Origin of the sequence: Streptomyces sp. NRRL F-6492 (assembly GCF_001280125.1) — a bacterium.
Lineage (GTDB): Bacteria > Actinomycetota > Actinomycetes > Streptomycetales > Streptomycetaceae > Streptomyces.
Genome location: NZ_LGEG01000149.1, coordinates 54,300 through 77,311, shown reverse-complemented (window position 1 = coordinate 77,311; position 23,012 = coordinate 54,300). Strand labels below are relative to the sequence as shown.

Annotated in this window: 20 protein-coding genes and 1 tRNA gene; 12 read left to right on the top strand and 9 right to left on the bottom strand. The window is 74.4% G+C overall.

What is annotated here, in order from left to right; all coding sequences use genetic code 11:
• Window positions 1-5: 5 nt before the first annotated feature.
• Both ADL08_RS13215 and ADL08_RS13210 read right to left on the bottom strand, forming a co-directional pair.
• Window positions 6-1,190 carry an STM4014 family protein gene (locus tag ADL08_RS13215; protein WP_053642411.1) on the bottom strand — a complete coding sequence of 395 codons (1,185 nt, stop codon included), beginning with the start codon at window positions 1,188-1,190 and terminating at the stop codon, window positions 6-8.
• Window positions 1,187-2,146 carry an STM4015 family protein gene (locus tag ADL08_RS13210; protein WP_053642409.1) on the bottom strand — a complete coding sequence of 320 codons (960 nt, stop codon included), beginning with the start codon at window positions 2,144-2,146 and terminating at the stop codon, window positions 1,187-1,189. Before ADL08_RS13210 ends, ADL08_RS13215 begins: the two co-directional genes overlap by 4 nt.
• A 240-nt stretch (window positions 2,147-2,386) precedes the next feature.
• Here ADL08_RS13210 and ADL08_RS13205 point away from each other — a divergent pair, with 240 nt between their 5' ends.
• The 3 genes from ADL08_RS13205 to ADL08_RS13195 all read left to right on the top strand — a co-directional run bounded on the left by ADL08_RS13205 (window position 2,387) and on the right by ADL08_RS13195 (window position 4,733).
• A complete protein-coding gene (locus ADL08_RS13205; RefSeq protein WP_053642407.1) occupies window positions 2,387-2,713 on the top strand; it encodes a hypothetical protein in 327 nt (108 codons plus the stop codon).
• A 62-nt stretch (window positions 2,714-2,775) separates the two neighbouring features.
• Window positions 2,776-3,816 (top strand): DUF6745 domain-containing protein, encoded by a 1,041-nt coding sequence (locus ADL08_RS13200; protein WP_053642405.1) that lies wholly within the window; start codon window positions 2,776-2,778, stop codon window positions 3,814-3,816.
• 143 nt (window positions 3,817-3,959) lie between these two features.
• Window positions 3,960-4,733, top strand: a complete 774-nt coding sequence (locus ADL08_RS13195) for an SIMPL domain-containing protein (protein ID WP_053642403.1) — start codon at window positions 3,960-3,962, stop codon at window positions 4,731-4,733.
• A gap of 152 nt (window positions 4,734-4,885) precedes the next feature.
• Here ADL08_RS13195 and ADL08_RS13190 read toward each other — a convergent pair whose 3' ends face one another.
• Complete coding sequence (locus ADL08_RS13190) at window positions 4,886-5,563, bottom strand: TetR/AcrR family transcriptional regulator (protein ID WP_063885282.1); 678 nt, start codon at window positions 5,561-5,563, stop codon at window positions 4,886-4,888.
• A gap of 197 nt (window positions 5,564-5,760) precedes the next feature.
• On the opposite strand from ADL08_RS13190, the gene ADL08_RS13185 reads away from it, so the two are divergent.
• Window positions 5,761-6,960: an MBL fold metallo-hydrolase gene (locus ADL08_RS13185; protein WP_053642401.1), complete on the top strand. Its 1,200-nt coding sequence runs from the start codon at window positions 5,761-5,763 to the stop codon at window positions 6,958-6,960.
• 253 nt (window positions 6,961-7,213) lie between these two features.
• Here the strand turns inward: ADL08_RS13185 and ADL08_RS13180 are convergent, their stop codons facing one another.
• Together ADL08_RS13180 and ADL08_RS13175 are read right to left on the bottom strand one after the other, a co-directional pair.
• On the bottom strand, window positions 7,214-7,750 hold the full coding sequence (locus ADL08_RS13180) for a GNAT family N-acetyltransferase (protein WP_053642399.1): 537 nt from the start codon (window positions 7,748-7,750) through the stop codon (window positions 7,214-7,216).
• Between the two features lie 139 nt (window positions 7,751-7,889).
• Window positions 7,890-8,993 (bottom strand): hypothetical protein, encoded by a 1,104-nt coding sequence (locus ADL08_RS13175; protein ID WP_053642396.1) that lies wholly within the window; start codon window positions 8,991-8,993, stop codon window positions 7,890-7,892.
• A 506-nt stretch (window positions 8,994-9,499) separates the two neighbouring features.
• Here ADL08_RS13175 and ADL08_RS13170 point away from each other — a divergent pair.
• The 6 genes from ADL08_RS13170 (at window position 9,500) to ADL08_RS13145 (ending at window position 14,854) form a co-directional block, all read left to right on the top strand.
• Window positions 9,500-10,282: a phosphotransferase family protein gene (locus ADL08_RS13170; RefSeq protein ID WP_053642394.1), complete on the top strand. Its 783-nt coding sequence runs from the start codon at window positions 9,500-9,502 to the stop codon at window positions 10,280-10,282.
• A gap of 639 nt (window positions 10,283-10,921) precedes the next feature.
• Window positions 10,922-12,868 carry a sensor histidine kinase gene (locus ADL08_RS13165; protein WP_053642392.1) on the top strand — a complete coding sequence of 649 codons (1,947 nt, stop codon included), beginning with the start codon at window positions 10,922-10,924 and terminating at the stop codon, window positions 12,866-12,868.
• 7 nt (window positions 12,869-12,875) lie between these two features.
• Window positions 12,876-13,310 carry a roadblock/LC7 domain-containing protein gene (locus ADL08_RS13160; protein WP_030215496.1) on the top strand — a complete coding sequence of 145 codons (435 nt, stop codon included), beginning with the start codon at window positions 12,876-12,878 and terminating at the stop codon, window positions 13,308-13,310.
• A gap of 2 nt (window positions 13,311-13,312) precedes the next feature.
• A complete protein-coding gene (locus ADL08_RS13155) occupies window positions 13,313-13,684 on the top strand; it encodes a DUF742 domain-containing protein (RefSeq protein WP_053642390.1) in 372 nt (123 codons plus the stop codon).
• Window positions 13,662-14,285, top strand: coding sequence for a GTP-binding protein (locus tag ADL08_RS13150; RefSeq protein ID WP_053642388.1), 624 nt, complete (start codon window positions 13,662-13,664; stop codon window positions 14,283-14,285). The genes ADL08_RS13155 and ADL08_RS13150 overlap by 23 nt, the downstream gene beginning before the upstream one ends.
• Window positions 14,282-14,854, top strand: a complete 573-nt coding sequence (locus ADL08_RS13145) for a GAF domain-containing protein (protein WP_053642386.1) — start codon at window positions 14,282-14,284, stop codon at window positions 14,852-14,854. Before ADL08_RS13150 ends, ADL08_RS13145 begins: the two co-directional genes overlap by 4 nt.
• A gap of 81 nt (window positions 14,855-14,935) precedes the next feature.
• Here the strand turns inward: ADL08_RS13145 and ADL08_RS13140 are convergent, their stop codons facing one another.
• Window positions 14,936-16,144 (bottom strand): acyl-CoA dehydrogenase family protein, encoded by a 1,209-nt coding sequence (locus ADL08_RS13140; protein WP_053642384.1) that lies wholly within the window; start codon window positions 16,142-16,144, stop codon window positions 14,936-14,938.
• Window positions 16,145-16,625: 481 nt separating this feature from the next.
• On the opposite strand from ADL08_RS13140, the gene ADL08_RS13135 reads away from it, so the two are divergent.
• A tRNA-Pro gene (locus tag ADL08_RS13135) sits at window positions 16,626-16,702 on the top strand.
• Window positions 16,703-16,799: 97 nt separating this feature from the next.
• Here ADL08_RS13135 and ADL08_RS13130 read toward each other — a convergent pair.
• From ADL08_RS13130 to ADL08_RS13120, 3 genes are read right to left on the bottom strand one after another with little or no spacing between them, the layout of a single operon-like run.
• Window positions 16,800-18,902: a xanthine dehydrogenase family protein molybdopterin-binding subunit gene (locus tag ADL08_RS13130; protein WP_053642382.1), complete on the bottom strand. Its 2,103-nt coding sequence runs from the start codon at window positions 18,900-18,902 to the stop codon at window positions 16,800-16,802.
• A gap of 35 nt (window positions 18,903-18,937) precedes the next feature.
• Entirely contained in the window at window positions 18,938-19,933 is a 996-nt protein-coding gene (locus ADL08_RS13125) for an FAD binding domain-containing protein (RefSeq protein ID WP_053642380.1), read from the bottom strand.
• Window positions 19,930-20,478, bottom strand: coding sequence for a (2Fe-2S)-binding protein (locus ADL08_RS13120; protein ID WP_053642544.1), 549 nt, complete (start codon window positions 20,476-20,478; stop codon window positions 19,930-19,932). Before ADL08_RS13120 ends, ADL08_RS13125 begins: the two co-directional genes overlap by 4 nt.
• Before the next feature lie 391 nt (window positions 20,479-20,869).
• Here ADL08_RS13120 and ADL08_RS38730 point away from each other — a divergent pair, with 391 nt between their 5' ends.
• Complete coding sequence (locus ADL08_RS38730; protein ID WP_053642378.1) at window positions 20,870-23,005, top strand: ATP-binding protein; 2,136 nt, start codon at window positions 20,870-20,872, stop codon at window positions 23,003-23,005.
• Window positions 23,006-23,012 lie beyond the last annotated feature (7 nt).

The following is a 23,012-nucleotide window of genomic DNA, read 5'->3' as shown; positions in this document are numbered from 1 at the left end:
CCGGTTCACGCGGTGCTCGTTCCTGTGGTGCGGGTGGTGCCTGTGAGGCGGGCGGTGGGTGCGGGGCCTGTGCTCCGGTGGGCGCCCGCGGTACGGGGGAACTGCGCGGCCACCTGGGCCGCGTAGGTGTCGAGGCCCTCGGCCCCGCTGCCGGGCAGGCCCGTGAGCCGGGGCAGCAGATCGCCGAAGGCGTTGACCTCGCCCACGGAGAAGCGGCGCCATCCGGACGCGGGCAGCAGGTCGACGCCCACGCACCGGGTGCCGGGGAACGCGGCGGCGGCCCGCTCGCACACCTCCAGCGCGTCCGTCCACCGCGCGCCGGCGGCGGCGATCGCGGCCCGGGCCGCGTCCAGGTCGCCCCGGGCCCCGCCCAGGTGCAGATTGGTCATGGGGGAGCGGCTGGTGCGGAGCACCGCGTGGGTGGCCCGCCCGTCGATCACCACCACCCGCAGGTCGGCGGCCCGCCCGTCCTGGTCGGCCTTCGGCAGCCACCGCTCGACGTGCAGGCCGTCGGGGGCCAGGGCGTCCACGATCGCGGCGACCTCGCGCTCGCTCGTGTAGCGCCGCACCCGCAGGGAGTTGAAGAGCCGTCCGGCCGGATCGCGCTCCACCGAGGTGGTGGCCCGGACCCGGCCCGCGCCGTTCGTCTCCACCGCGAGCACCCCCGAGGCGGAGGAGCCGTGCGCGAGCTTCACGAACACCCGGCGCATCCCCGCCCCGGCCGTCACCGCCCGGACGTCCGCCCAGCCGCGCACGGCCGGCGCGGAGGCGCCGGAGGTCGGCGACTCGGGCACCGGCACGCCGGCCGCCCGCAGCCGGCCGTGGCTCAGCCGCTTGTCGAACAGGACCGGGAGCTCGGCGGGATCGTCGACGAGGGCGGCCCCCGCCTCCCCGACGCTCCGGCCGAGGTCCGCCACGGCGGCGGTGAACCGCTCGTACCAGCGGCCGGTGCCCTCGACCCGGGCCGGGTCGCCGGCCCCGCGCAGCAGCCGGTCGGACTCCGGGTCCTCGCCGGGCGAGTCCAGGCGCACGGTCTCGCCCGCCGCGAACCGGGCCCGGCCCCGCAGCACGTCCGGCCAGGACACGACCCGCGCCCCGGGCAGCCCGGCGGACCGCAGCGCGTCCTGGAAGAACGCGACGCGGCGGCCCGCCGGAACGCCGACGACCACGGGGCGCGGGCCGGAGGTCATTCGGCGACCGCGACGTACCGGTGGACCTCGCCGTCGCCGTCGTCCTCTCCCGCCTGGGCGTCGTCCAGGACCACGGTCACGCCGTGCGGCACGAGCGCGGCCCGCAGCCGCTCCCGCATCGGCTCCGAGAGGTAGTGGTGCGAGAGGTCGAGGTGCGACAGGTGGGTCAGGGGCTGCCCGTCGAGCAGGGCCCTCGCGCCCTCGTCGGTGAGCACGCCCATGGACAGGTCGAGCCGCTCGATCCGGGCGACGACGGGCGCGCCCGCCACGGCGGCGGCGATCGCGTCCTCGATCACGCTGTTGCGCAGGCCCAGGCGGCGCAGGGCGGGGAAGGCCGTGCCGGCGAGCAGCGGCGCGAGGTCCTCGGGGGTGCTGTCACCGCCGTACTCGTCGGTGCCGAGCCAGAGTTCCAGGTTCTCCAGGGCGGGCAGGTCGCTGCCGACGATCCCGCGCACGACCTCGGCGCCGAGGCCGCCCGTCTCCACCGTCAGGGCCTCCAGGGCGGTGTGCCGGACCGGCGGGAAGACCAGGCCCGTGCCGCCGCGCACGCCCAGCTCGCGCAGCGCCGGATAGGCCGCGAGCAGGGGCGTCACGTCGGACTGGACGATCCACGAGATCTCGCAGTCCTCGAAGGTCATGTCGCCGAGGAAGAGCGCCTCCAGGCCGGTGAGCCGGTTGTTGGCGCCCATCAGGGCGGTGACGATGCCGGCGGACGAGGTCTCGTACGGCTCGTCCCAGCCGCCGACGACGAGCGCGCGCACCCGCGGGGCGTCGACCGCCTTCAGGAACCGCTCGAAGCGGGTGCCCCAGTCCTCGTCCCCGGGGTCGGAGTACGTCGGCGCGGAGATCCGCCAGGCGACCCCGGCCGCGTCGGGCGGCTCGACCGGCGCGGCCGCGTCCGGGAAGTCGAAGACGGGAAGGCCGTGGAACTCCCGCAGGTGGTGGCCGATGGTCATGACGGTGCTCCAGGGGACGGACGGCGTGGGTCGCTGAACCCCTGAGTTCTACCAAGCGGCACCGACAGGACCCGCGCCGGGTGCGGTACGGGTCCGGGTCGGGTCCGTGCGCGTCCCGGCCGGGTGCCGTACGGGGACGGGACCGGGGCCCGTGGATCCGGGCCGGGGCCGATTGTCAGTGCCGCCCCCTAGCGTCGTTCTCGTGTCCGGCCGACCGCGCCGGACGGGGAGGGGACAGCCATGTACCGGCAGGGAGACGTGCTGATCGTGTCCGTCGACGAGACGGCCGTTCCGGAGCGCGCCAGGACGGCGGCGGGGGAGCCGAGGGACGCCCGGGGCCGTCTCGTCCTCGCCTCCGGCGAGGTCACCGGGCACGCCCACGCGATCCCCGGCCCCGGCCGGCTCGTGCGGGAGCCGGGGCCCCACGGCCCCTTCCTGCTCCACCTGCCCGAGGGCGGCCGGGTGGTGCACGAGGAGCACGCGCCGATACCGCTGCCGAAGGGCTGGTACCGGGTGGTGCGCCAGCGGGAGTACGTGCCCGGCGCGTACCGGCTCGTCGCGGACTGACGGGCCGACGGGCCGACGAATCGACAAGCCGACGCACCAGAGGGACTTCGGGGGACACCGACATGAACAGCACCACCGCACGGGACAAGTGGCGGGCCGTCGCCGCGGCCACCGGGCCCGCCGACCGCGCCGCCGCCGAGGCCGGCGTCCGGCTCGCCTACCGCACGGCCGGCCTCGGCGAGCCGGAGCGCGTCCTCTGGGCGGCCTCGCCGCTCGCCGCCGTCGCGCTCCTGGACGGCCTGGCGGACCGGGGCCGGCCGGTACGGGAGGAGGTGCGCACCCGGCCGTGGGCCGAGGAGCGCCGCCGGCTCCACGACGCGCTCGGCCCGGCGGGCTGGGCGGCGCACTGGCAGTCGACGGGGGCGGTGCTCTGGGACCTCAACCGGGCCCTCGCCGACCGGATACGGGCCGCGGTGACGGAGGCGCACGAGAAGACGTACGAGAAGGCGCACGGGAGGGCGGAGACGGACGGCGGACCGGGCGACGTCCGCCTCGTCCTGCTCGACGCCGTCCTCGGCCAGCACGACGCCGCCTGGCTCGCCGCCTTCGACGGGCACGGCGAGCGCCTCGCGGGACTCGCCGCCGTCGCCGCGCACGCGGGCTGGTGGTGGCCGTACGAGAACGTCGCCGTGGTCTGCGAGCGGCCCGTCGAACTCCACCGCGACGAGGCCGGGCGCCTCGACCGCGGCGACGGTCCGGCGCTCGCCTACCCCGACGGGTTCGCCCTCCACGCCTGGCGGGGCATGACGGTCTCCGCCGCCTTCCTGGCCGGCCTCGCGGACCTCACCCCCGAGCGGATACGCGCGGAGGAGAACGCCGAACTGCGGCGCGTGATGCTGGAGCACCACGGCTACGACCGCTATCTCGCCGCCTCCGGGGCCCGGCACGAGCACCGCGACGAGACGGGCGTCCTGTGGCGGATCGAACTGGCCGACGACGAGGACGTGGTGACCGTCGAGGTCGTCAACTCCACGCCCGAACCGGACGGCACCCACCGCACGTACTGGCTCCGGGTGCCGCCCACCACCCGGACCGCGCGGGAGGGCGTCGCCTGGACCTTCGGCCTGCGCCCCGAGGCGTACGGGCCACTCGTCCAGACCTGAGCCGTGTGCCCCGGTAGCGGTACCCGGCTGGTACGGACAGGGGAAGGGGGACGCCGGTCAGGAGTGGCGTACCGGGTGCGGCGGCGCCGGGTGCTGGGATGTGCCCGCCGGAGCCCCGGCACCCACACCCGAAGGGACCGCCTGTGACGACCCGCCGGCCACGCGCCGCCCGCACCATCCGTCTGCTCGCCGCCACCGCCGTGCTCGGCGGCCTCCTCGCCGGCACCGCCGCCCCCGCCCTGGCCGCCGCACCCGGCAGGACGGCCCTCTCCGCCGCCGCCCCGGCGGCCGAGGCCGCCACGGTCACCGTCGCCGGGCACGGGCGCGCGGCCGCCGCGCCCGACCTGGCGATCCTGTCCATCGGGGTCGAGGCCAGCCGGGCGACGGCGAAGGAGGCGATGGCGGCGCAGAAGACCGCGGCCGAGACCCTCCTCGTGGTGCTCCACCAGCAGGGGATCGCCGAGCGGGACATCCGCACCGACAGCCTCTCGCTGGCCCCGGTCTACACCCAGAGCGCCGAGGGGGAGAGCCGGGTGACCGGCTACCAGGCCGGTCAGGCCTTCTCCGTGAAGGTCCGCGACATCGACAGGACCGGGCAGGTCGTCGGCGCCGTCAACGACACCACCCGGGACGCGGGCCGGATCAACGGCGTCGTGTTCGACGTGGCCGACCCGTCGGCGCTGCGGACCAGGGCGCGGGAGGCCGCCTTCCGTGACGCGTACGACAAGGCGGCGCAGCACGCGCGGCTCAGCGGTCACCGGCTCGGCCGGCTGATCTCGCTGAGCGAGGGCGAATCCGTGCGCCCCGGCCCCGGCGGGGCGGCCCAGGCCCTCGCCGCCGAGGAGCCGAGCGTTCCGCTGGCCCCCGGCGAGATCGAGGAGCAGGTCACGGTCTCGGCGGTCTTCGAACTGCTCTGACGAGCGGAGCCCACCGCGCTGTCTCCGCCGGGCGGGGGCCCGGCGGAACCGATCCCCCCGATCGGGGCCCCGTCGACCCGGGCCCGTCGACCCGGGCCCGTCGACCCGGGCCCGTCGACCCGGGCCCGTCGACCCGGTTCCGGTGGCGGGTGTCAGCCCCCTCCGGGCCGCGCGTCCTCGCCGTATCCGCTCTCGCTCCCGTCCCCGTCCTCGCCCCCGCTTCCCTCCCGGTCCCCGTCCGGAAGGTCGAGTTCCCGGACGAGGGCGGCGTCGGCCCAGCGGAGCATCGCGGCGCGGGAGAGGGGGCCGGCGTAGGCGGTGGTCTGGACGGCCAGGCCGTCGAGGAAGGCGGTGAGCCGCCAGGCCGCCTCGGCCGGGTCCGGACAGGAGAACTCCCCGGCGGCGGCCCCCTCCGCGATCACCCGGGTCAGCGCCGCCTTCCACTCCTGGTCGAGGGAGGCGGCGACCCGGCGCAGCTCCGGGTCGCGCAGCGAGGCGGCCCAGCCCTCGATCCACAGCCGCCAGCCCTTGGCCTGCCCGGTCGGGGCGTACCAGCGGACCGCCGCCCGCAGCCTTCGCACCGCCGTGGAGCGCTGGCCGAGCAGTCGCCGCAGATGGGCGAGGTCGGCCTCGGCGGCGTGCGCGAAGGCGGCCGCGACCAGCTGTTCCTTGGACGCGAAGTGGTAGAGGACGAGCGCGTTGCTCACGCCGAGCGCGGAGGCCACGTCGGCGATCCGCACGGCCGCGACCCCGCGCGCCTCGATCTGCTCCACGGCCGCCCGCAGCAGCTCCTCCCGCCGCTCGGCCACGCTCAACCGCACTCTCGTCACGTCCGGCAGCCTACACAGCACATGACAAGAGCATGATCATCATCTACTCCACCGGGCGACGTCGCCGACACCGTCCGTAACCCCCCGGAGGTCACTGGAAGCCGTTCCTCCGTCGAAGCGCGCACCGTGCCACCCGCCCCGGGCGTCCGGGCACGGGCCGCCCATAATGGGATGACCCCCAGAGATCAGGAGCTCCTGTGACCGGAACCGGCTCAGACCGTTCGCCGCGGGCCCGGCTGCGCGCCCTGCGCCCCGAATCCTTCGGTGCGGAACCCACCGGCGAGCGCCTCGCCCGGATCCGGCGTTCGCCGAACTTCAGGGACGGGATCTTCCAGAACCCCGAGCAGGCCCGGCGCGGCCCCTCCGGTTCCACCGTCGAGCTCGCCAGGACCTACTTCGAGAAGGAGGGGCGTGCGCGCCGGGCCCCCACCGGCGCGATCCCCGTCCATCCCACCACCGTGGCCGACCTGGCGCGACCCCCGGCCACCGGTCTGCGCCTCACCTGGCTGGGGCACTCCGGCGTCCTCGCGGAGGTGGACGGCCACCGGGTCCTGTTCGACCCGGTCTGGGGCGACCGCTGCTCCCCGTTCCCGTTCGCCGGCCCCAAGCGGCTCCATCCGGTGCCCGTGCCGCTCGCCGAGCTCGGCCCGGTCGACGTGGTGGTGATCTCGCACGACCACTACGACCACCTCGACCTGCCGACGATCAAGGCGCTCGCCACCACCGACACGCTCTTCGCGGTGCCGCTCGGCGTGGGCGCGCACCTGGAGCGCTGGGGCGTGCCCGCCTCCCGGCTGCGGGAGCTGGACTGGAACGAGTCCACCGAGGTCGGCGCCCTGCGTCTGACGGCCACCCCGGCCCGCCACTTCTGCGGCCGCGGGCTGCGCAACAAGCAGCACACGCTCTGGGCCTCCTGGGTCGTGCGGGGCCCGGAGCACCGGATCTTCCACAGCGGTGACACCGGGTACTTCTCCGGCTTCCGGGACATCGGCGCGGAGCACGGCCCCTTCGACGCCACCATGATCCAGATCGGCGCGTACTCGGAGTTCTGGACCGACATCCACATGACCCCCGCCGAGGGGACGCGCGCCCACCTGGACCTCCAGGGCGGCGGCCCGGCCGGGGTGCTCCTGCCGATCCACTGGGGCACCTTCAACCTCGCCCCGCACCCGTGGGCGGAGCCGGGGGAGTGGACGAGGGACGCGGCGGACGAGGCGGGCCAGGCGGTGGCGCTCCCCCGCCCCGGCGAGCCGTTCGAGCCCGCGGGGAAGCTGCCGGTGGAAGCCTGGTGGCAGGCGGTGTCGGCGCCGATCGCGCACCCGTGGCGCCGTCTCCGACGCGCCGGGAGCGTGGCCGGGACGGAGAGGGGCGACCTGAACCTCGCGGGCGAGCTGTGACGTCGGCCGGGGGCGGGCCCGGCACGACACGGTCCGGATGCCCGGGCGCCTCCCGGCCGACGGGCCGAACCGTTCGCCGCCGGACCCGGGCGGCTCCGTACGGGGCGTGAAGCCGCCGCGCGGCGATCCGGGCCCCTGCCGTACGCCGTCCTCACCTCCGGCACCTCACCTCCGGCACCTCACTTCCGGCACCTCGGCGACGGCCCGGCACGGCTGGTCGCGTCACTGGTCACGGCACCTGTCACGGCACTCGTCACGGCAGAGGGACGGTCCCGCGTTCGCGTACGTGGAGATGCCTCTCGGCCTCGTGCGGCGTACGGGGCGGCAGGACGCGCTCCAAGGCGTAGCCCGCCTTCTGCGCGACCCGGCAGGAGGCGGGGTTGCCGGTGTTGTGGATCAACTCCAGACGGCTGAGTCCCCCTCCCGTCCCGGTGCCGAAGGCCCAGGCCGTCAACAGTTCCACGGCCCTGGGAGCGACGCCGAGGCCCCGTGCCGAAGCCCCCGTCCAGTAACCGATCTCACCGCAGGCCCCGCCCCCGGACCCGGACCGCTTGAGAACGATGTGCCCCACGATCCGTCCGGCCGTGAGGACGGCGAAACCGAGGCGCTCCCCGGACTTCCGACCCGCCTCCTGCAACGCTATCCAGCGCACCGCGTCCCGCTTCCCGGCGATGCGATGCGACGTCCAGCGACGCAGTTCCTCGTCGTCGGCCAGCGCCGCCAGCGCATCGGCGTCACCCGGCTCCCACGGACGCAGCGTCAGATCGGTCGAACTCAGCACCACGGCCACCCACTCGGTCCTTCCTGGTTTCCCGGCACCCTATGAAACCCCAGCCGCGCGGCCTGACCCGCACCGGAGCCGCCCAGCCCCCCGCCGGAGAGGCTCCGGAACGTGACGCGGGGAGCGTTCACGAGCGGCAGGGCAGGTCTCAGAAGATCCCGGCGCGCATGTGCCGAGTGAGGTTTTCGAGGATCCCGCCCAACCACGGATCGCGGACGGCCGGCAGCCGGACCAAGGTGTGCCGGAAGACGTCCGGATCGGCCCGGAACGAGTACCGGGGGCGCGGCGCCGGCGGGTCGTCGCGGAGGACGCCGTCGGGCATGCCGCCGGTCGCGGGAAACGGCAGGTGCGGCTCGGGGAAGGCCAGCCACAGCCACACCCCGAACGGCAGGGGCACCGGGCAGGCCGAAGCGGCCGGGCCGGACGGGAGCCACATCCGTCCGGTCCGCGGATGGACCGGCACGAGGACGATGTCCGCGTCCGCGTCGGCGGGCCGTCCCGGCCCGGCCAGAACGGCGCGTCGGACCGGCGGACCCGCGGGCAGCAGAGCGTCGAGGGCCCGTTGGAACACTTCCTTGCCCAGACCGTCCGGGACGGTCACCGGCCGGCCCTGCGAGGCCGCCAGCAGGTGGGCGAGCGCCCGGCCGACCGCGGCCTCCCACTGTGGGCTCCACGACCAGAAGCGGTCCGGCCCGAGCCGCGCCCCCCAGGTGGCGATCGGCTCGAACGGAGGTATGGACTTCCCTTCCTCCACCAGCTCCGCCCAGGTCGGCGGTACGGAGTCGGCGCCGTCGACGACCAGGCGGCGCACGGCGCCGGGCGCGAGCCACACCGCCTGCCAGAGCGAGCAGTCGTCGATTCGGCTCGCCACGGGCAGGTCGCACGCCTCGCAGGCCATGTTGGGGCCGTCTCCGCCGTCGAGGCCGCAGCAGTAGCCGCCGGCCCTCTCCGGGATCAGCACGGTCCCGCGGGCGTCACCGGGTGCGATGACGATCGAGCCGGGGGCGCCGTCGGAGAGGGCGTGGACCGGCGCGTAGACGCCGCGGGCCACCGCCTCGTCCGGACGGACCTCCTCCCACCTCCGCCACGGCGGCCCCCAGGGTTCCGGGTCCTCGGCGAACGTGCCCGCCTCCATGAGCACCGGGAGCTGCGCCCCGTTCCCGTACTTCTGATGAGCGTGCGCCGGCAGGGCGACCCGGGACAGCGGGACGGTCAGCTCGGCGCCGCATCCCGCACACACGAAAACGAACAAATGCCCTCCGTCCACCGGACAGTGCCCGGGGCGTCTTCGGAACAGGTCTCCAGCGACGCTGCCGTATCTGTCGTCCTGGTACTTGTACAGGTCCGTCGTCCGGCGGTCGAACGGCGTGGTGACGAGGCCCGTCGAGCGGCAGACGTACGCGCCCCAGCCGCCGCCGACCCGCACCCGGCGGGGCGAACGGGCCCCTGCCGTCGCCCTGGTGGGGCCGGAAGCCGCCGCAGTGCGAGCGGTCGGAGCAGTGAGCAGGGCGTCGGCGCCGAGAGCCGCGGCGGAGAGGACGCCCGTGACGGCCGGGCCGAGACGCCTGCCGGTGGTGCGGTGCTGCAAGGTGGAACCCCCGCGGGGAAGATCGGACACGCGTGTGCCGCAGCCGATGAGACTCGCGATCATTTCGAGCGGTTGTACGGAAACCTGCCGGAGGTATCGGCTCCGGAGGACCACCGGCCCGGCCGGTCCACCGGGCCGGCCGGGCGGCCCCCTCCGGGATACTGGAGTCCATGGATGAGGTCGAGGTCGTCGTTGCCCATTCCGAGCGTGCGACCCTGCGCGTCGGTGACGTGTTCCTGAAGGTGGACGCCGATCGGGCGCGTATCGACGTCGAGGTCGAGGCGATGTCCCGCGCGCCGGTTCCGACCCCGGAGGTCCTGTGGCGCAAGCCGTCCGTACTCGCGATCGCCGCACTCCCGGGGACGACGCTCGGGCGCCTCGGCGGGCCGTCGACCGGGTCGCCGGCGGCGTGGGCCGCGGCGGGCGCCGCCATCCGGAAGCTGCACGACGCGCCGCTGCCGCCCCGGCCCGGCCGGGCCGGCCGGACCGTCGCCGCACTGGCCTCGGAACTCGACGCCGAGTGCGAGTCGCTCGTGACGAACGGCCTCCTGCCCGCCGACCTGGTCGCCCGCAACCGCCAGGTCGCCGAGGCCGCGCTCCGGCCGTGGACTCCGGCGTTCACACACGGCGACCTGCAGATCGCGCACGTCTTCGTCGACGGCGACGAGGTCACCGGCATCATCGACTGGTCCGAGGCGGGCCGGGGCGACGCCCTGTACGACCTCGCCACCTTCACACTCGGACACGAGGAGCACCTCGACGACGTCCTCGCCGGCTACGGCACCGACGTCGACCTCGACGTGATCCACGCGTGGTGGTCGTTGCGGAGCCTGCTGGCGGTTCGCTGGCTGACCGAGCACGGCTTCGACCCGTTCGCACCGGGCTGTGAGGTCGACGTGCTGAGAGCCCGGGCGCGAGACCACGCGGGTACGACTGCCCCGTACGCGTTCTGACGCGTCGAGAAGGCCGTCCTCGGGCGATCCCCGCCCGCCCTCACTCGCGCGCGGTGCGGTGCGGTGCGCAGTCGTCGTCGGCGGACGGCGGGCGGCCGGAACGCCCGTGCCTTCACCCAATGTGATGCGCCCTCCGCCGCCGTGCCCTCGGGCATGCGGATCCGGCCACCGTGGCGAGCGCCGGCCGGACGGCGGAAGGCGTCCTTCGCGGATGCGGGCCGGGGGTGCCGGAGATCACGTATGCCCTGGGGTGCGGGTGGACCGGGCGGGTCCGCATACCCCGCCGGGGGATTCCGGTCAGGGGTGATTTCCGCAGGACGTGGAGGCGTGACGACGCCTCCGCCCCCTTCCGTTCCCGCTCCCCGGCGATCACTCCGCGCCACGGTGACGACTTTCGGCCGACTGTTCTCGGCCTGTCGTGCGAAGGGCGATACCAGAGCGGGTCGGTCTACCGGTAAGTTTGCCAACTGCGCACCGCACATGAACGGTTGACGACTACAGTGTGTGGTTGATGATCACCGGTAGGCTCACCGCACCCCCGTAGACGAACCCCGTAGTCCACCCCGGTAGAACACCCAGCACGCCCCTCCGCACGCTCCCCGCAGTACGCCGACTCCTGGGCACGTACCAAGGACACTCATGTCTCAACTTCGCGCACCCGCCTCGCGTTCCGACCGACGCGAGGGCGGGCGGCACGGCCGGCCGGGCGCCCGCTCCGCCACCGGTAACGGCAGCAACCCCACCCCGCAGTCCCCCGCGCCGCTCCCCGTGGAAGTCCGCATACGGCCCCAACTCCTGCGCACCTCCGTGCTCCCCGCCGTCGCGGTGGCCCTCGGTGGCGCGGCGGCCGTCCTCTTCACCATCCGCTCCACGGGAGCCGCCCCCACCCCCGGCCTCTGGGCCGCGCTCACCGGCGCCGCCGCCCTCACCGTCGCCTCCGTCGCGGCCGCCGCGCTCGGCGCCGACCGCGCGGCCAAGGCGGTCCTCGACCGCTGCAACGCCCTGCGCCGCACCAGCGCCCGGGGTCAGAGCGAACTGCGTGCGATCGTCGAACAGTTGCGCAGGGGAGAGGGGGTCCCGCCCCGCCCCGCGCCGCCGGCCGCTTCCACCACAGGTGACGAATTCGACCTCCTGTCACAGGAACTGACGCGCTCTCACGAAGCCTCCGTCGCCGCCGTCGTGCAGGCGTCCCGGCTCTCCAGCAGTGTCGGCAACGAACAGAAGGTCGAGGTCTTCGTCAACCTCGCCCGGCGCCTCCAGTCCCTGGTCCACCGCGAGATCCAGCTCCTCGACGAGCTGGAGAACGAGGTCGAGGACCCCGAGCTGCTCAAGGGCCTGTTCCACGTCGACCACCTGGCCACCCGCATCCGCCGCCACGCCGAGAACCTCGCCGTGCTCGGCGGCGCCATCTCCCGCCGCCAGTGGTCGAACCCGGTCACCATGACCGAGGTGCTCCGCTCCTCCATCGCCGAGGTCGAGCAGTACCCGCGCGTGAAGCTCGTGCCCCCGATCGACGGTACGCTCCGGGGCCATGCCGTGGCCGACGTCATCCACCTCCTCGCCGAACTCGTCGAGAACGCGACGCTGTTCTCCGCGCCGCACACCACGGTGCTGCTGCGCGCCCAGTACGTCACGGCGGGCCTCGCGATCGAGGTCGAGGACCGCGGACTCGGCATGCCCGCCGCCGAGCAGAACAAGATGAACGCCCTGCTCTCCGACCCCGACCAGGTCAACGTCTCGCACCTGCTCCAGGACGGCCGCATCGGCCTCTTCGTCGTCTCGGCCCTCGCCCGGCGGCACGGCATCGCGGTACGCCTCCAGTCCAACATCTACGGCGGCGTCCAGGCCGTGCTCGTCCTTCCGCAGGGCCTCCTCGGCGCCGACCCGGAGGGCCTCGCCCAGCACGAGCGCCAGGCCGCCGCGACCGCCGGATCCTCGGCGATCCCGCCCGGCCAGGTGCAGCTGCAGCCCCAGCCCGCGGTCGCGGCCCCGCAGACGGCGCCGGCCCACGCACCGGCCCCGTCCCCGGGCCACGTGCCGGACCCCCGGCACCCGGCCCCCGTACCGGCCCGGGTCCCGCCCCACCAGGCTCCGTCCCCCCTCGTCCCGTCCCACCCGCAGGCGCCCGTGCCCGCGCTGCCCGACGGGGCGGCCACCCCCCACGCCCCGGCGTCCTCGCCCTTCCCGGAGCGGACCGCCGTCCGCCACGAGGAGACCCCCGCCAACGGCTCGCACGCGTACCCCCGTACGACCGGGCCGCACGGCGGGTACGGGGACACCGGCCGCACCCCCGCGGTCCCCGACCGTCCGGCCGACACCGCACACCCCGGCCCGCCGCCCTCCCTGGTCTCGCCGCTTCCCCCGGCACCCGCCGCCGAGGACAACGGCCGGCCCCTGCTCCCCAAGCGGCGCGCCCAGGAGCACCTCGTCCCGCAGCTGCGCGAGGAACCCGTGGTCCGCAGGACCGAGGAGCACGCCCTGCACGATCCGGGTCTGATGGCCGCGTTCCAGCGCGGCATCGGCCTCGCCGAATCCCAGCCCGCCCCCCATGAGTCGCCGCGTCCCGGCGACCCCCACAAGGAGTAGATGCACCATGGCGAGCAATGCGCCGACCGGCCATTCCTCGGACCTCGACTGGCTGCTGAGCGGACTGGTCCAGCGGGTCCCGTACACCCGCAACGCCGTTCTGCTCTCCTCCGACGGCCTCGTCAAATCCGTCCACGGACTCGACCCCGACGCCGCCGACCACATGGCGGCGCTCGCCTCCGGCCTGTACTCGCTCGGCCGGAGCGCGGGCGCCCGCTTCGGCGACGGCGGCGAGGTCCGCCAAGTGGTCGTGGAGCTGGACTCCACCCTCCTGTTCGTCTCCACCGCCGGCTCCGGCACCTGCCTGGCCGTCCTCGCCGGGCGCGAGGCGGACGCCGCCGTCCTCGGCTACGAGATGGCGATGCTCGTCAAGAGCGTCCGTCCGTATCTGGTCACTCCCGCCCGGCAGGCCGCCGGCGCCCTCGGCGGCTTCGGGCAGTAGTCGTGACGTCCCCTCAGGAAGGACCCTGGCTCGACGACGCGGCCGGCCGGCTGATCCGCCCGTACACCGTCAGCGGCGGCCGGACCAGGCCCACCACCGCCCTCGACCTGCTGTCGATGGTGATGGCGACCGGTTCGTCCCCCCAGGCGCACATGGGTCCCGAGCACAGCCTGGCCCTCGGGCTGTGCGACGGGCCCACCTCGGTGGCCGAGATCGCGGCGCACCTGAGGCTCCCCGCCGTCGTCACCAAGGTCCTGCTCTCCGATCTCGTGGACTGCGGGGCGCTCACCGCCCGGGCGCCCCGCTTCCACGCCAACCCAACCGACCGTTCCTTGCTGGAGGCAGTGCTCGATGGCCTACGACAACGGCTCTGAGCGTCACGAGAGCCTCGCGACCGACTCCTTCCCCACCGCGGTCAAGATCCTGGTGGCGGGCGGGTTCGGCGTGGGCAAGACGACCCTCGTGGGCGCCGTCAGCGAGATCGAACCGCTGAGCACCGAGGAGCTGCTGACCTCGGTCAGCGCGGCCACCGACAGTCTGGAGGGCGTGGAGTCCAAGACCACGACCACCGTCGCCATGGACTTCGGCCGCATCACGCTCGACAACCACCACGTCCTGTACCTCTTCGGCACCCCCGGCCAGGAGCGCTTCTGGTTCATGTGGGACGAGCTCTCCGAGGGCGCGCTCGGGGCGGTCGTCCTCGCCGACACCCGCAGGCTCCAGGAGTGCTTCGCCGCCGTCGACTTCTTCGAGCGGCGGGGGATCCGCTTCGTCGTCGCGATCAACGAGTTCGACGGCTCCCACCGCTACGAACCGGACGAGGTGCGGTCCGCGCTCGACCTCGACCCGGAGGTGCCGGTCGTCCTCTGCGACGCCCGGATCTCCAGCTCCGGCATCAGCACCCTGCTCACCCTCGTCCAGTACCTGCTCACCACCCTCCCGGACACCGTGCCGAGCTACGGAGCCACGCCATGACCTACGACCCGACCGGTCACCTCCTGCTGACCCCCCAAGACAAGGACGCGCCGGCCCGGGTGCGGCGGCTGCGCGAACTCGGTCTGGGGGAGCGGCCGGAGCCGGCGTTCGACGACTTCGCGCACCGGCTCGCCGAGATGACCGGCGCCCCGTTCTCGATGGTCAACTTCATCGACGAGAACCGGCAGTTCTTCGCGGGCCTCCACACCCCCGAGGGCACCCACTCCGGCAGCGACCTGGGCGCCGCCGCCGCGGGCGCGGGCGGCGTCGGCCGTTTCATGGCCCGTGACCACGGCTACTGCCCGCACGTGGTGGTGCGGCGCAAGGCGCTCGTCCTGGAGGACGTCTGCGACTACCCGCGCTTCGCGGGCAACCCGGTCGTGGACGAGATCGGCATCCGCTCCTACATGGGGGCACCGCTGATCGACCGCACCGGAACCGCGCTCGGCACCATCTGCGTGGTCGACACCGACGTGTGCCCGTGGGGGCGCGCCGGCCTGGAGACGATCAAGGCGATGGCCGCGGAGCTGATGGAGCAGATCCACCGCCGCGAGGACGGCGGGCTCTGACCGCCGGCGCCCGGCGACGGCCCGGGGGCCCGGTGCGGCGGTGACCGCACCGGGCCCCCGGGCCGTCGATCCGCTCGCGGATCAGACGTGCAGCGGCTCCGGCTCCGGGGTGCGGACCAGCTCGGACAGCCGCTCCGACCAGCTGCCCTTGTCCTGGCCGAGGGCGACCTCGGCCAGTCGCAGGAGCTGGATGTCGGAGGTGCCGGCGGGAGCGAAGATGTGATGCGCGTCCCGGAGGTACCGCTCGATGGCCCGGTCCGTGAAGAGGCCGGCGGCGGCGTGGATCTCCATGGCGTTGCGGCCGGAGTCGAGCGCCGACTCGACGTTGACGAGCTTGGCGTTCATCAGCTCGGCGTCGCAGGAGAGGCCCTGGTCGAGCAGGTGCACGGCGTGGTACGCGGCCAGCCGGGCGATCATGAGCCGGGACTGCATCTGGCCCAGCTTCAGCTTGACCGTCGGGAGGTCGTGGAGCGGCTTTCCGTAGCGGATGCGCGCGGAGGCGAAGCGGGTGGTCTCCTCCAGGATCGCCTGGTGGATGCCGAGGGAGACGGCGGTGAGGTTGGCCCGTCCGTACAGCACGCTGGAGGAGTACGCGACGGAGAGGCCGTCGCCCTCGTCGCCGAGCCGGTTGGCGGCCGGGATCCGGCAGTTCTCGAAGATCAGCTCGCCGAAGCTGAAGCCGTGGAGGCCCATGGCCGTCTGCTGCGGACCGGTCCTGAAACCCGGTCGATCGGATTCGACCAGAAACGCACTGAGACCCTTCGAGCCGGGACCGGTCCTGACCACGACGCCGTGCAGATCGCCCACGTGGCTGTTGCCGACGTAGACCTTGCTGCCGTTGAGGACGTAGTCGTCGCCGTCCCGGACCGCACTGGCGCTCATGCCGAGGACGTGACCGCCGGCGTCGGGCTCGGTGACCGCGATGGTCGGCAGGCACTCACCGGCGGCGATCGCCGGCAGCCAGGTCTTGCGCTGCTCGTCGCTGCCGAAGTGGACGATCTTGGCGGTGCCCAGCTGGGAGGCCTGGACCATGGCGCCCATGGCGCCGCTGACCCGGGAGAGCTCCTCGATGATGATGGTCTTGGCCAGGTGGCCCGCGCCCATGCCGCCGTACTCGGGACTGATCGTCGCGCCCAGCCAGCCCTGCTCGGCGATCAGCCGGGACAGCTCGTGGTGGACCGTTCGGGACGCCTCCATCTCCGCTATGCGCGGCCGGACCTCACGCTCCGCGAAGTCCCGGACCGTCTCCCTGAGCTCATGATGCAGCCGGCTGCTGAAGTAGCTGTCCATTACGAGTCCCTCCGGCGAAACGCCTGACCGGTGGGTTGTCCGGTCAGGTGGTGCATCGGCAGTGGTCCCGTCCCGAACAGGCCGACCTCTTCATGGTGTTGATCTTTCCGTGATGGATCAATAACGGAACGAAGTTTGTCTGAAACAGGAGCGGTTGACGATTGAGTTCGACTATGTTTCGGGTGAACTTGGCCTGCTCGGCCCTATCCGCACTCCTTCGTCCGTGGGCATGTTTCTGCCACATGCCAGGGGCAAGGAGGTCCCGGGCGCATGCCCGCAAGCCTCTGACTTCACCATATGAGCACCTTCATCCATGGAAGAGCGGCATTCCGCTTTCCGTACGCCCCTTCCGTGCGCCCTCCACGCCCCTCGTGTCCGCGCCCGCCGGGGCGCCGGGAAAGGGGTTCGTGACCACCGGAGAAAGTGCGGTATTGTTCTCATGCGCGTTCGGCCGAGGGGAAACCCCAGGTCAGACGGGCAACGGGACGTGGCGCAGCTTGGTAGCGCACTTGACTGGGGGTCAAGGGGTCGCAGGTTCAAATCCTGTCGTCCCGACCACGCGGAAACGCAGGTCGGAGGCCGTTCTCTCATGTGAGGAGAGAACGGCCTTTTTCGTACGCCCTCAGGCCGGCGGGCGGCGGCCTCCCCCGCGTCCTCAGGCCGGCAGGTGGGGGAGGAGCCGGTCCGGGGTCAGGGGCAGCTCGCGCAGACGCACGCCGGTCGCGTGGTGGACGGCGTTGGCGATCGCCGCGGCCGTGCCGACGATGCCGATCTCCCCGATGCCCTTGCTGCCCATCGGATTGAGGTGGGGGTCGTGCTCGTCCACCCAGTGCGCCTCGATCTCCGGCACGTCGGCGCAGGCCGGCACGTGGTAGGAGGCCAGGTCGCGCTCGGTGTAGTCGCCGAAGGCGGGGTCCATGGTGCTGTGCTCGGTCAGCGCCATGCCGAGCCCCATCGTCATCCCGCCGATGAACTGGGAGCGGGCCGTACGGGAGTTGAGGATCCGGCCCGCCGCGTACACGCCGAGCAGCCGGCTCACCCGGACCTCGCCGGTGACGACGTCGACGCGGACTTCCGCGAAGTGGGCGCCGAAGGCGTGACGGGCGTACGGGGACTCCCGCCCCGTCTCCTCCTCCGTGTCCGCCTCGGCCGTGACGCCCCCGGCGGGCAGCGGGCCCGAACGGCCGGCCAGCTCCTCGCGCAGGGCGGTGCAGGCCTTGTGCACGGCCCAGCCCCAGGAACCCGTGCCGGAGGAGCCGCCCGCCACCGGGGCGTCGGGCAGACCGCTGCTGCCGAGCTCGACCCGTACGGAGTCGAGCGGGACGTCGAGGGCCTCGGCGGCGATCTGGGCCAGGACGGTGCGCGCGCCCGTGCCGATGTCGGTGGCGTCGACCCGTACGGTGTACCGCCCGTCCGGCCCGGCGTGCGCCGAGGCCTTCGACGCGCTCAGGAGGACGGGATAGGTGGCCGAGGCGACCCCCGTGCCCCACAGCAGGTCCCCCTCGCGGCGGACGCCCGGCCGGGGGTCGCGGTCCTCCCAGCCGAAGCGCCGCGCGCCCTCCCGCAGGCAGTCGGCGAGGCCCCTGCTGCTGAAGGGCCTGCCGCTGTCGGGCTCCGTGTCGGGCTCGTTGCGCAGCCGGAGCTCCACCGGGTCGACGCCCGCCGCCCCGGCCAGCTCGTCCACGGCCGACTCCAGGGCGTACATGCCGGACGCCTCGCCCGGGGCGCGCATCCACGACGGCGACGGCACGTCCAGGGCCACCACCCGGTGACCGGTGAAGCTGTGGGGAGAGGTGTACATGGCACGGGCCGGGACGGCGGCCTGCTCCACGAACTCCTTCACCGTCGACGTCTGGGTGACGACCTCGTGCGAGAGGGCGCTGATCACGCCCTCCTCGGACGCGCCGATCCGCACGCGCTGGACCGTGGGCGCGCGGTGGCCCACCACCGCCGCCAGCTCACGGCGGGGCAGGACGAGCCGCACCGGACGGCCGGTGTGCCGGGAGGCCATCGCCGCGAGGACGCACGGCGGCCGGGGCGTGCCCTTCGAGCCGAAGCCGCCGCCGACGAAGGCGGAGACGACCGTGACCCGCTCCGGGGGCAGCTCGAAGAGGCCCGCGAGGACGTCCCGCACCGTCGACGCCCCCTGGCTGGAGTCGTACACGGTCAGCCCGTCGTCCTCCCAGTGGGCCGTGGACGCGTGGGGCTCCATCGGATGGTTGTGCAGGGCGCTCATGGAGTACGTGGCGTCGAGCCGCACCGGCGAGGCGGCGAAGGCCGCGGCGAAGTCGCCGCGCTCGCGCACGGCCGGGTGACCGCCGTTGGCCTCCTCGGGCGTGTAGAGGTCCGGGTGGTCGGCGCGCAGCAGGACGTCGTGGTCCTCGACGGCGTAGTCGACGTCGAGGGCCTCGGCGGCCTCGCGCGCGATCTCCGGCGTGTCGGCGACGACGACGGCGACGTACCAGCCGCGGTGCGGGACCCGGTCGTCCTGGAGCAGCAGGAGCGTCGGGTCGTCCGCCTCGCCCAGGCGGGGCGCGTTCTCGTGGGTGAGCACGGCGCGCACGCCGGGGAGCTTCAGGACCGCGTCGGCGTGCACGGCGGCGACCCGGCCGCGGGCCACCGCGGCGGGCACGGGGCAGGCGTGCAGGCAGCCGGGCGGCGTCCGGTCGACGGCGTAGCGGGCCTCGCCCGTCACCTTCTGCCGGGCGTCGCGACGGACGGCTCCCGTCGTCGGCCGCGGCACGGGCTGGCTGGTCATGGCGCGGTGCCTCCTGTGGTGGGCGTCGGGTGGTTTCAGGACGCGTCGGCGCGGGACGCGAGGCCGCGCAGCACGCTCACGGCGAGGTTGCGGGCGAGGGGCACCTTGAAGCCGTTGTCGCGCAGCGGTTCGGCGGCGGCGAGCTCGGCGTTGGCTGCCCGCCCGTACGTCTCGGCGGTCGCCGGGGCGCCGCGCAGCACCTCCTCCGCCGCGCGGGCCCGCCAGGGCTTGTGGGCGAGACCGCCGAAGGCGAGGGCCGCGTGACCGATCCGCCCGTCCTCGACGGTCAGGACGGCGGCGACGGAGGCGAGCGCGAAGGCGTACGAGGCGCGGTCGCGGGCCTTGCGGTAGGCGCCGCGCGCCCCGGGCGGCGGCGCGGGCAGCGTCACGCCGGTGATCAGCTCGCCGTCCTCGATGACGGTGTCCCGGTCGGGACGGTCGCCGGGCAGCCGGTGGAACTCCGCGACCGGCACCGTCCGCTCGCCCGCCGGACCGCGCAGCCGGACCTCCGCGTCCAGGGCGGCGAGGGCGACCGCCATGTCCGACGGGTGCGTGGCGACGCAGTGGGCGGAGTGGCCGAGCACGGCGAGATCGCGGTGGACGCCTTCCCGGGCGGGGCAGCCGGAACCGGGCACGCGCTTGTTGCAGGGCTTCGACGCGTCCTGGAAGTACGGGCAGCGGGTGCGCTGGAGCAGGTTGCCCCCGGTGGTGGCCGCGTTGCGCAGCTGGGGGGAGGCGCCGGCCAGGAGGGCCTGCGAGAGGACGGGGTAGCGGGCGCGCACGACCGGATGGGCCGCGACGTCGCTGTTGCGCGCGGTCGCGCCGATGTGCAGACCGCCCGCCGGGGTCTCCTCGACGGCGTCGAGCGGCAGGCCGTTGATGTCGATGAGCAGCGGCGGTCCGGCGACCCCCAGCTTCATCAGGTCCACGAGGTTGGTCCCGCCCGCGAGGAACCGGGCGCCGGGCTGGGCGGCGAACCGGTCGATCGCCTCCTCGGTGCGCTCCGGCCTGACGTATGCGAAGGGCTTCACCGCGCGGCCTCCGCGATCGCGTCGACGATGTTCGGATAGGCGCCGCAGCGGCAGATGTTCCCGCTCATGCGTTCGCGGATCTCCTCCGGGGTGAGGGACACCGGGCCGTCCGGCGGCGTCACGTACGAGGGCCGCCCGTCGGCCGCCTCGTCGAGGAGGGCGACGGCCGAGCAGATCTGGCCGGGGGTGCAGTAGCCGCACTGCAGGGCGTCCCGGGCGACGAACGCCTCCTGGACGGGATGGAGCCGGTCGCCGTCGGCGAGGCCCTCGACCGTGGTGACGGACGCGCCCGCGCAGGCGACGGCGAACAGCAGGCAGCCGTTCACGCGCCGCCCGTCGAGGAGGACGGTGCAGGCCCCGCACTGCCCGTGGTCGCAGCCCTTCTTCGAACCGGTGAGGTCGAGGTGGTCGCGCAGCGCGTCCAGAAGGGTGGTGCGGTTGTCGACGGTGAGCTCGTGGGCCGTGCCGTTGACCCGCAGGGTGAGGGTGGAAGCGGCCTCGGGGGTGACGTCCGGGGCCTTGCCCGGCGGTGTGGTCCGGTCCACGGGTTCCACGGGTTCTCCTCCTCGTCTTCGCCTTCGTCGACGGTATGCGAGGGGCGTCTGCCCCGCCTGTCGTGGGGCATGCGGCTGATCTCCCCGGCGGCCTCCGGATGCGGCTTTCGGATCCGGCCTCCGGCTCCGGCGGGTGGCTCCGGCGGGTGGCTCCGGCACACGAAGGTGACACATCCGGGGGCGGCCGACGCGGGCCGCCGCCCTGATTTCCCCCGGACTTTCACCCGGACTCTCCCCCGGAACCGCCGGTGCGCCGCATGTCTCGCGCCGGGAAGGGAAGTTCGGGGAGGGAAGCCACGGAGGCCTGAATGTTTCCGTGAGCCCGAGTCACGGCGATACAGTCCGGCCAGAGTCGGACGGGCGACCAGGGGGAGGGGCCGGCGTGCTGGAGGTCGTGGCGCTCAGTGCGCTCACCACGTTCCTGTTGGGAGTGGGAAACGGGGCGGCGGGGGAGGTCGGCAAGAACCTGGCCCTGTCGGCGGGCGCTCTGGTGAGGAGGACGCTGGGACGGGAGACCCCGCTCCCGGCCGGTGCCGAGGACCGCCGGGAACTGGCGGGGCGGCTGTACGCGAGGCTGGCCCACGACCCCCGGCAGGCCGACGAGTGGGCGCTGCTCGTGGAAAGCGGACAGGAAGGGGTCCACGCCCCGTCCGGCAGCGGCATGCCCCCTGCTCCCTGGGCGTTCACCAACCGCCAGAAAGTGCTGAAGCAGCTCCTCGGGGAGGCGACCCGCCCCTGGGAGGGACGGCCCAGGGTCGCGCTCCTCTCCGGCCCTCCCGGCAGCGGCACGACGTCCGTGGCCCTCCGTCTCGGCGCCGAGAACCGCGACCGTTTTCCCGACGGGCAGTTCTACGTCGACCTGCGCGGATCGGCCGGGGAGGGCGGACCGGAACCGGCCGCCGTGCTGCTGCGGCTGCTGCGCGAGATGGGCGTGGATCCCGACCGGACGCCGACCGCCGAAGCGGAGCGGGAGCGGCTCTACCGGCAGCTCACCGTGGACCGCAGAGCGCTGGTGGTGATCGACCACGCCACCTCCCCGGCCCAGGTCCGCGGCCTCGTACCGGCCACCCCCGACGTCCTCCTGCTCGTCGTCGTGTCCGGACCGCCCCTCCTCCTGGAGGCCGAGCGCGTCGCCGTACCGCCGCTGAGCGACCGGTACGCGAAGCGGATGGTGCGGAAGGTCGCCGGGCCGGAGAACGCCGCGCGCGTCAAGGCGGAGCTGCCCGGCCTGCTCGACCGCTGCCGGGGCAATCCGTTCGCCCTCCACGCCGAGGCGCGGCTGCTCGCCGCGGGTGCGGCCGCCCCGGACCAGAGCGCCGAGGGGTGGCGGCACCACCCGGTGCGGGCCACGGCCCGGCACGCCTCGCTCCTGCTCGATCCGCGGACGGTACGGCTCTGCCGACTCACGGCCCTGGGCGGCTGGCCGTCCGTCAGCGCCGGGATCGCGGCCGCCGCCGCGGGCCTCGACGAGGAGCGGGCTGCCCGGATGCTCGCCGAGGCGGCGGAAGCCGACCTCCTCGAACGCCTCCCCGACCTGCGCTACCGCTTCCGGCCCGAGGTCAGGCGCCAACTGGCCGACGCCGCGTCGGAGTACGGCGCCCAGGAGTGCTCGGACGCCGTGGCCCGGGTGCTCGACGCGCTCCTGGACCGCGCCCTGCACGCGGCGCACGCCGCCCTGCCGACGAGCTGGCGGACCGAGCCCGCGCCGGAGCAGGCGGCGGCGCCCGGCGGGGAGACCGACGGCATCGCGGTGCTCGCGGCCGAGGCGGCCAACGTGGTCCACGCCGTGTCCGTCGCCGAGGAGCACCGGCGGATCACCACCGCCCTGCGGCTCGCCCGCGCCCTGTGGCCGCTGCAACTGAAGGCCGGGCACTGGGACGAGGTGCTTCCGGCGCTCCGCGTCGCGGCCCGGTGCGCCGAGGAGAACGAAGCGGACGCGCGGATGGCGGGAGCGCTGCACTTCCAGCTCGCGCACTGCCTGGGCGAGCTGGGCCGATGGGAGCAGGCGAACCGCGCGGCGCGCGCCGCCGTCACGTACGAGCGGGCGGCACGGCACCTGCGGGGCGAGGCGTCGTCCGTGGAGCTCCTCGGACTGCTGTGCCTGAACCGGTGGCTGTACGAGGAGGCGTACGAGCGGTTCGTCGAGGCCGAGAACGTCTACCGGAGGATCACTTCCGGCCAGGAACGCCAGGAAGGCGCGGCGGACCTGCCCCGGGCCCTCGCCCTGGTGGAGCGCCACCAGGGGCGGGCCCTGCGCGGCATGGGCCGCCTCGACGACTCCCGCCGTCTGCTGGAGCGCGCCGTGGAGTTCTTCGCGGGGACGGCGGAGAGGCCGGCGGAGCCGTACAACCGGGCCCGCGCCCTCACGGACCTCGCGGAGACGCTGCACGACAGCGGTGACGACGGGGAGGCGCTGAAGAGGATCGCCGACGCGGAGGCCCTGCTCACCCCGGCCGCGGCCCCGCACCTGCGGTACCTGGCCGGCCTGCGGCGGCGCTGCGAGGCCGCGGCCGGCTAGCCGCCGG

Coding starts and splice junctions, on each gene's coding strand:
- ADL08_RS13130 (WP_053642382.1), bottom strand. CDS start 18,902: ATGACCAGCCAGCCCGTGCCGCGGCCGACGACGGGAGCCGTCCGTCGC.
- ADL08_RS13140 (WP_053642384.1), bottom strand. CDS start 16,144: ATGGACAGCTACTTCAGCAGCCGGCTGCATCATGAGCTCAGGGAGACG.
- ADL08_RS13145 (WP_053642386.1), top strand. CDS start 14,282: ATGACCTACGACCCGACCGGTCACCTCCTGCTGACCCCCCAAGACAAG.
- ADL08_RS13165 (WP_053642392.1), top strand. CDS start 10,922: ATGTCTCAACTTCGCGCACCCGCCTCGCGTTCCGACCGACGCGAGGGC.
- ADL08_RS13160 (WP_030215496.1), top strand. CDS start 12,876: ATGGCGAGCAATGCGCCGACCGGCCATTCCTCGGACCTCGACTGGCTG.
- ADL08_RS13170 (WP_053642394.1), top strand. CDS start 9,500: ATGGATGAGGTCGAGGTCGTCGTTGCCCATTCCGAGCGTGCGACCCTG.
- ADL08_RS13210 (WP_053642409.1), bottom strand. CDS start 2,146: ATGACCATCGGCCACCACCTGCGGGAGTTCCACGGCCTTCCCGTCTTC.
- ADL08_RS13150 (WP_053642388.1), top strand. CDS start 13,662: ATGGCCTACGACAACGGCTCTGAGCGTCACGAGAGCCTCGCGACCGAC.
- ADL08_RS13205 (WP_053642407.1), top strand. CDS start 2,387: ATGTACCGGCAGGGAGACGTGCTGATCGTGTCCGTCGACGAGACGGCC.
- ADL08_RS13215 (WP_053642411.1), bottom strand. CDS start 1,190: ATGACCTCCGGCCCGCGCCCCGTGGTCGTCGGCGTTCCGGCGGGCCGC.
- ADL08_RS13200 (WP_053642405.1), top strand. CDS start 2,776: ATGAACAGCACCACCGCACGGGACAAGTGGCGGGCCGTCGCCGCGGCC.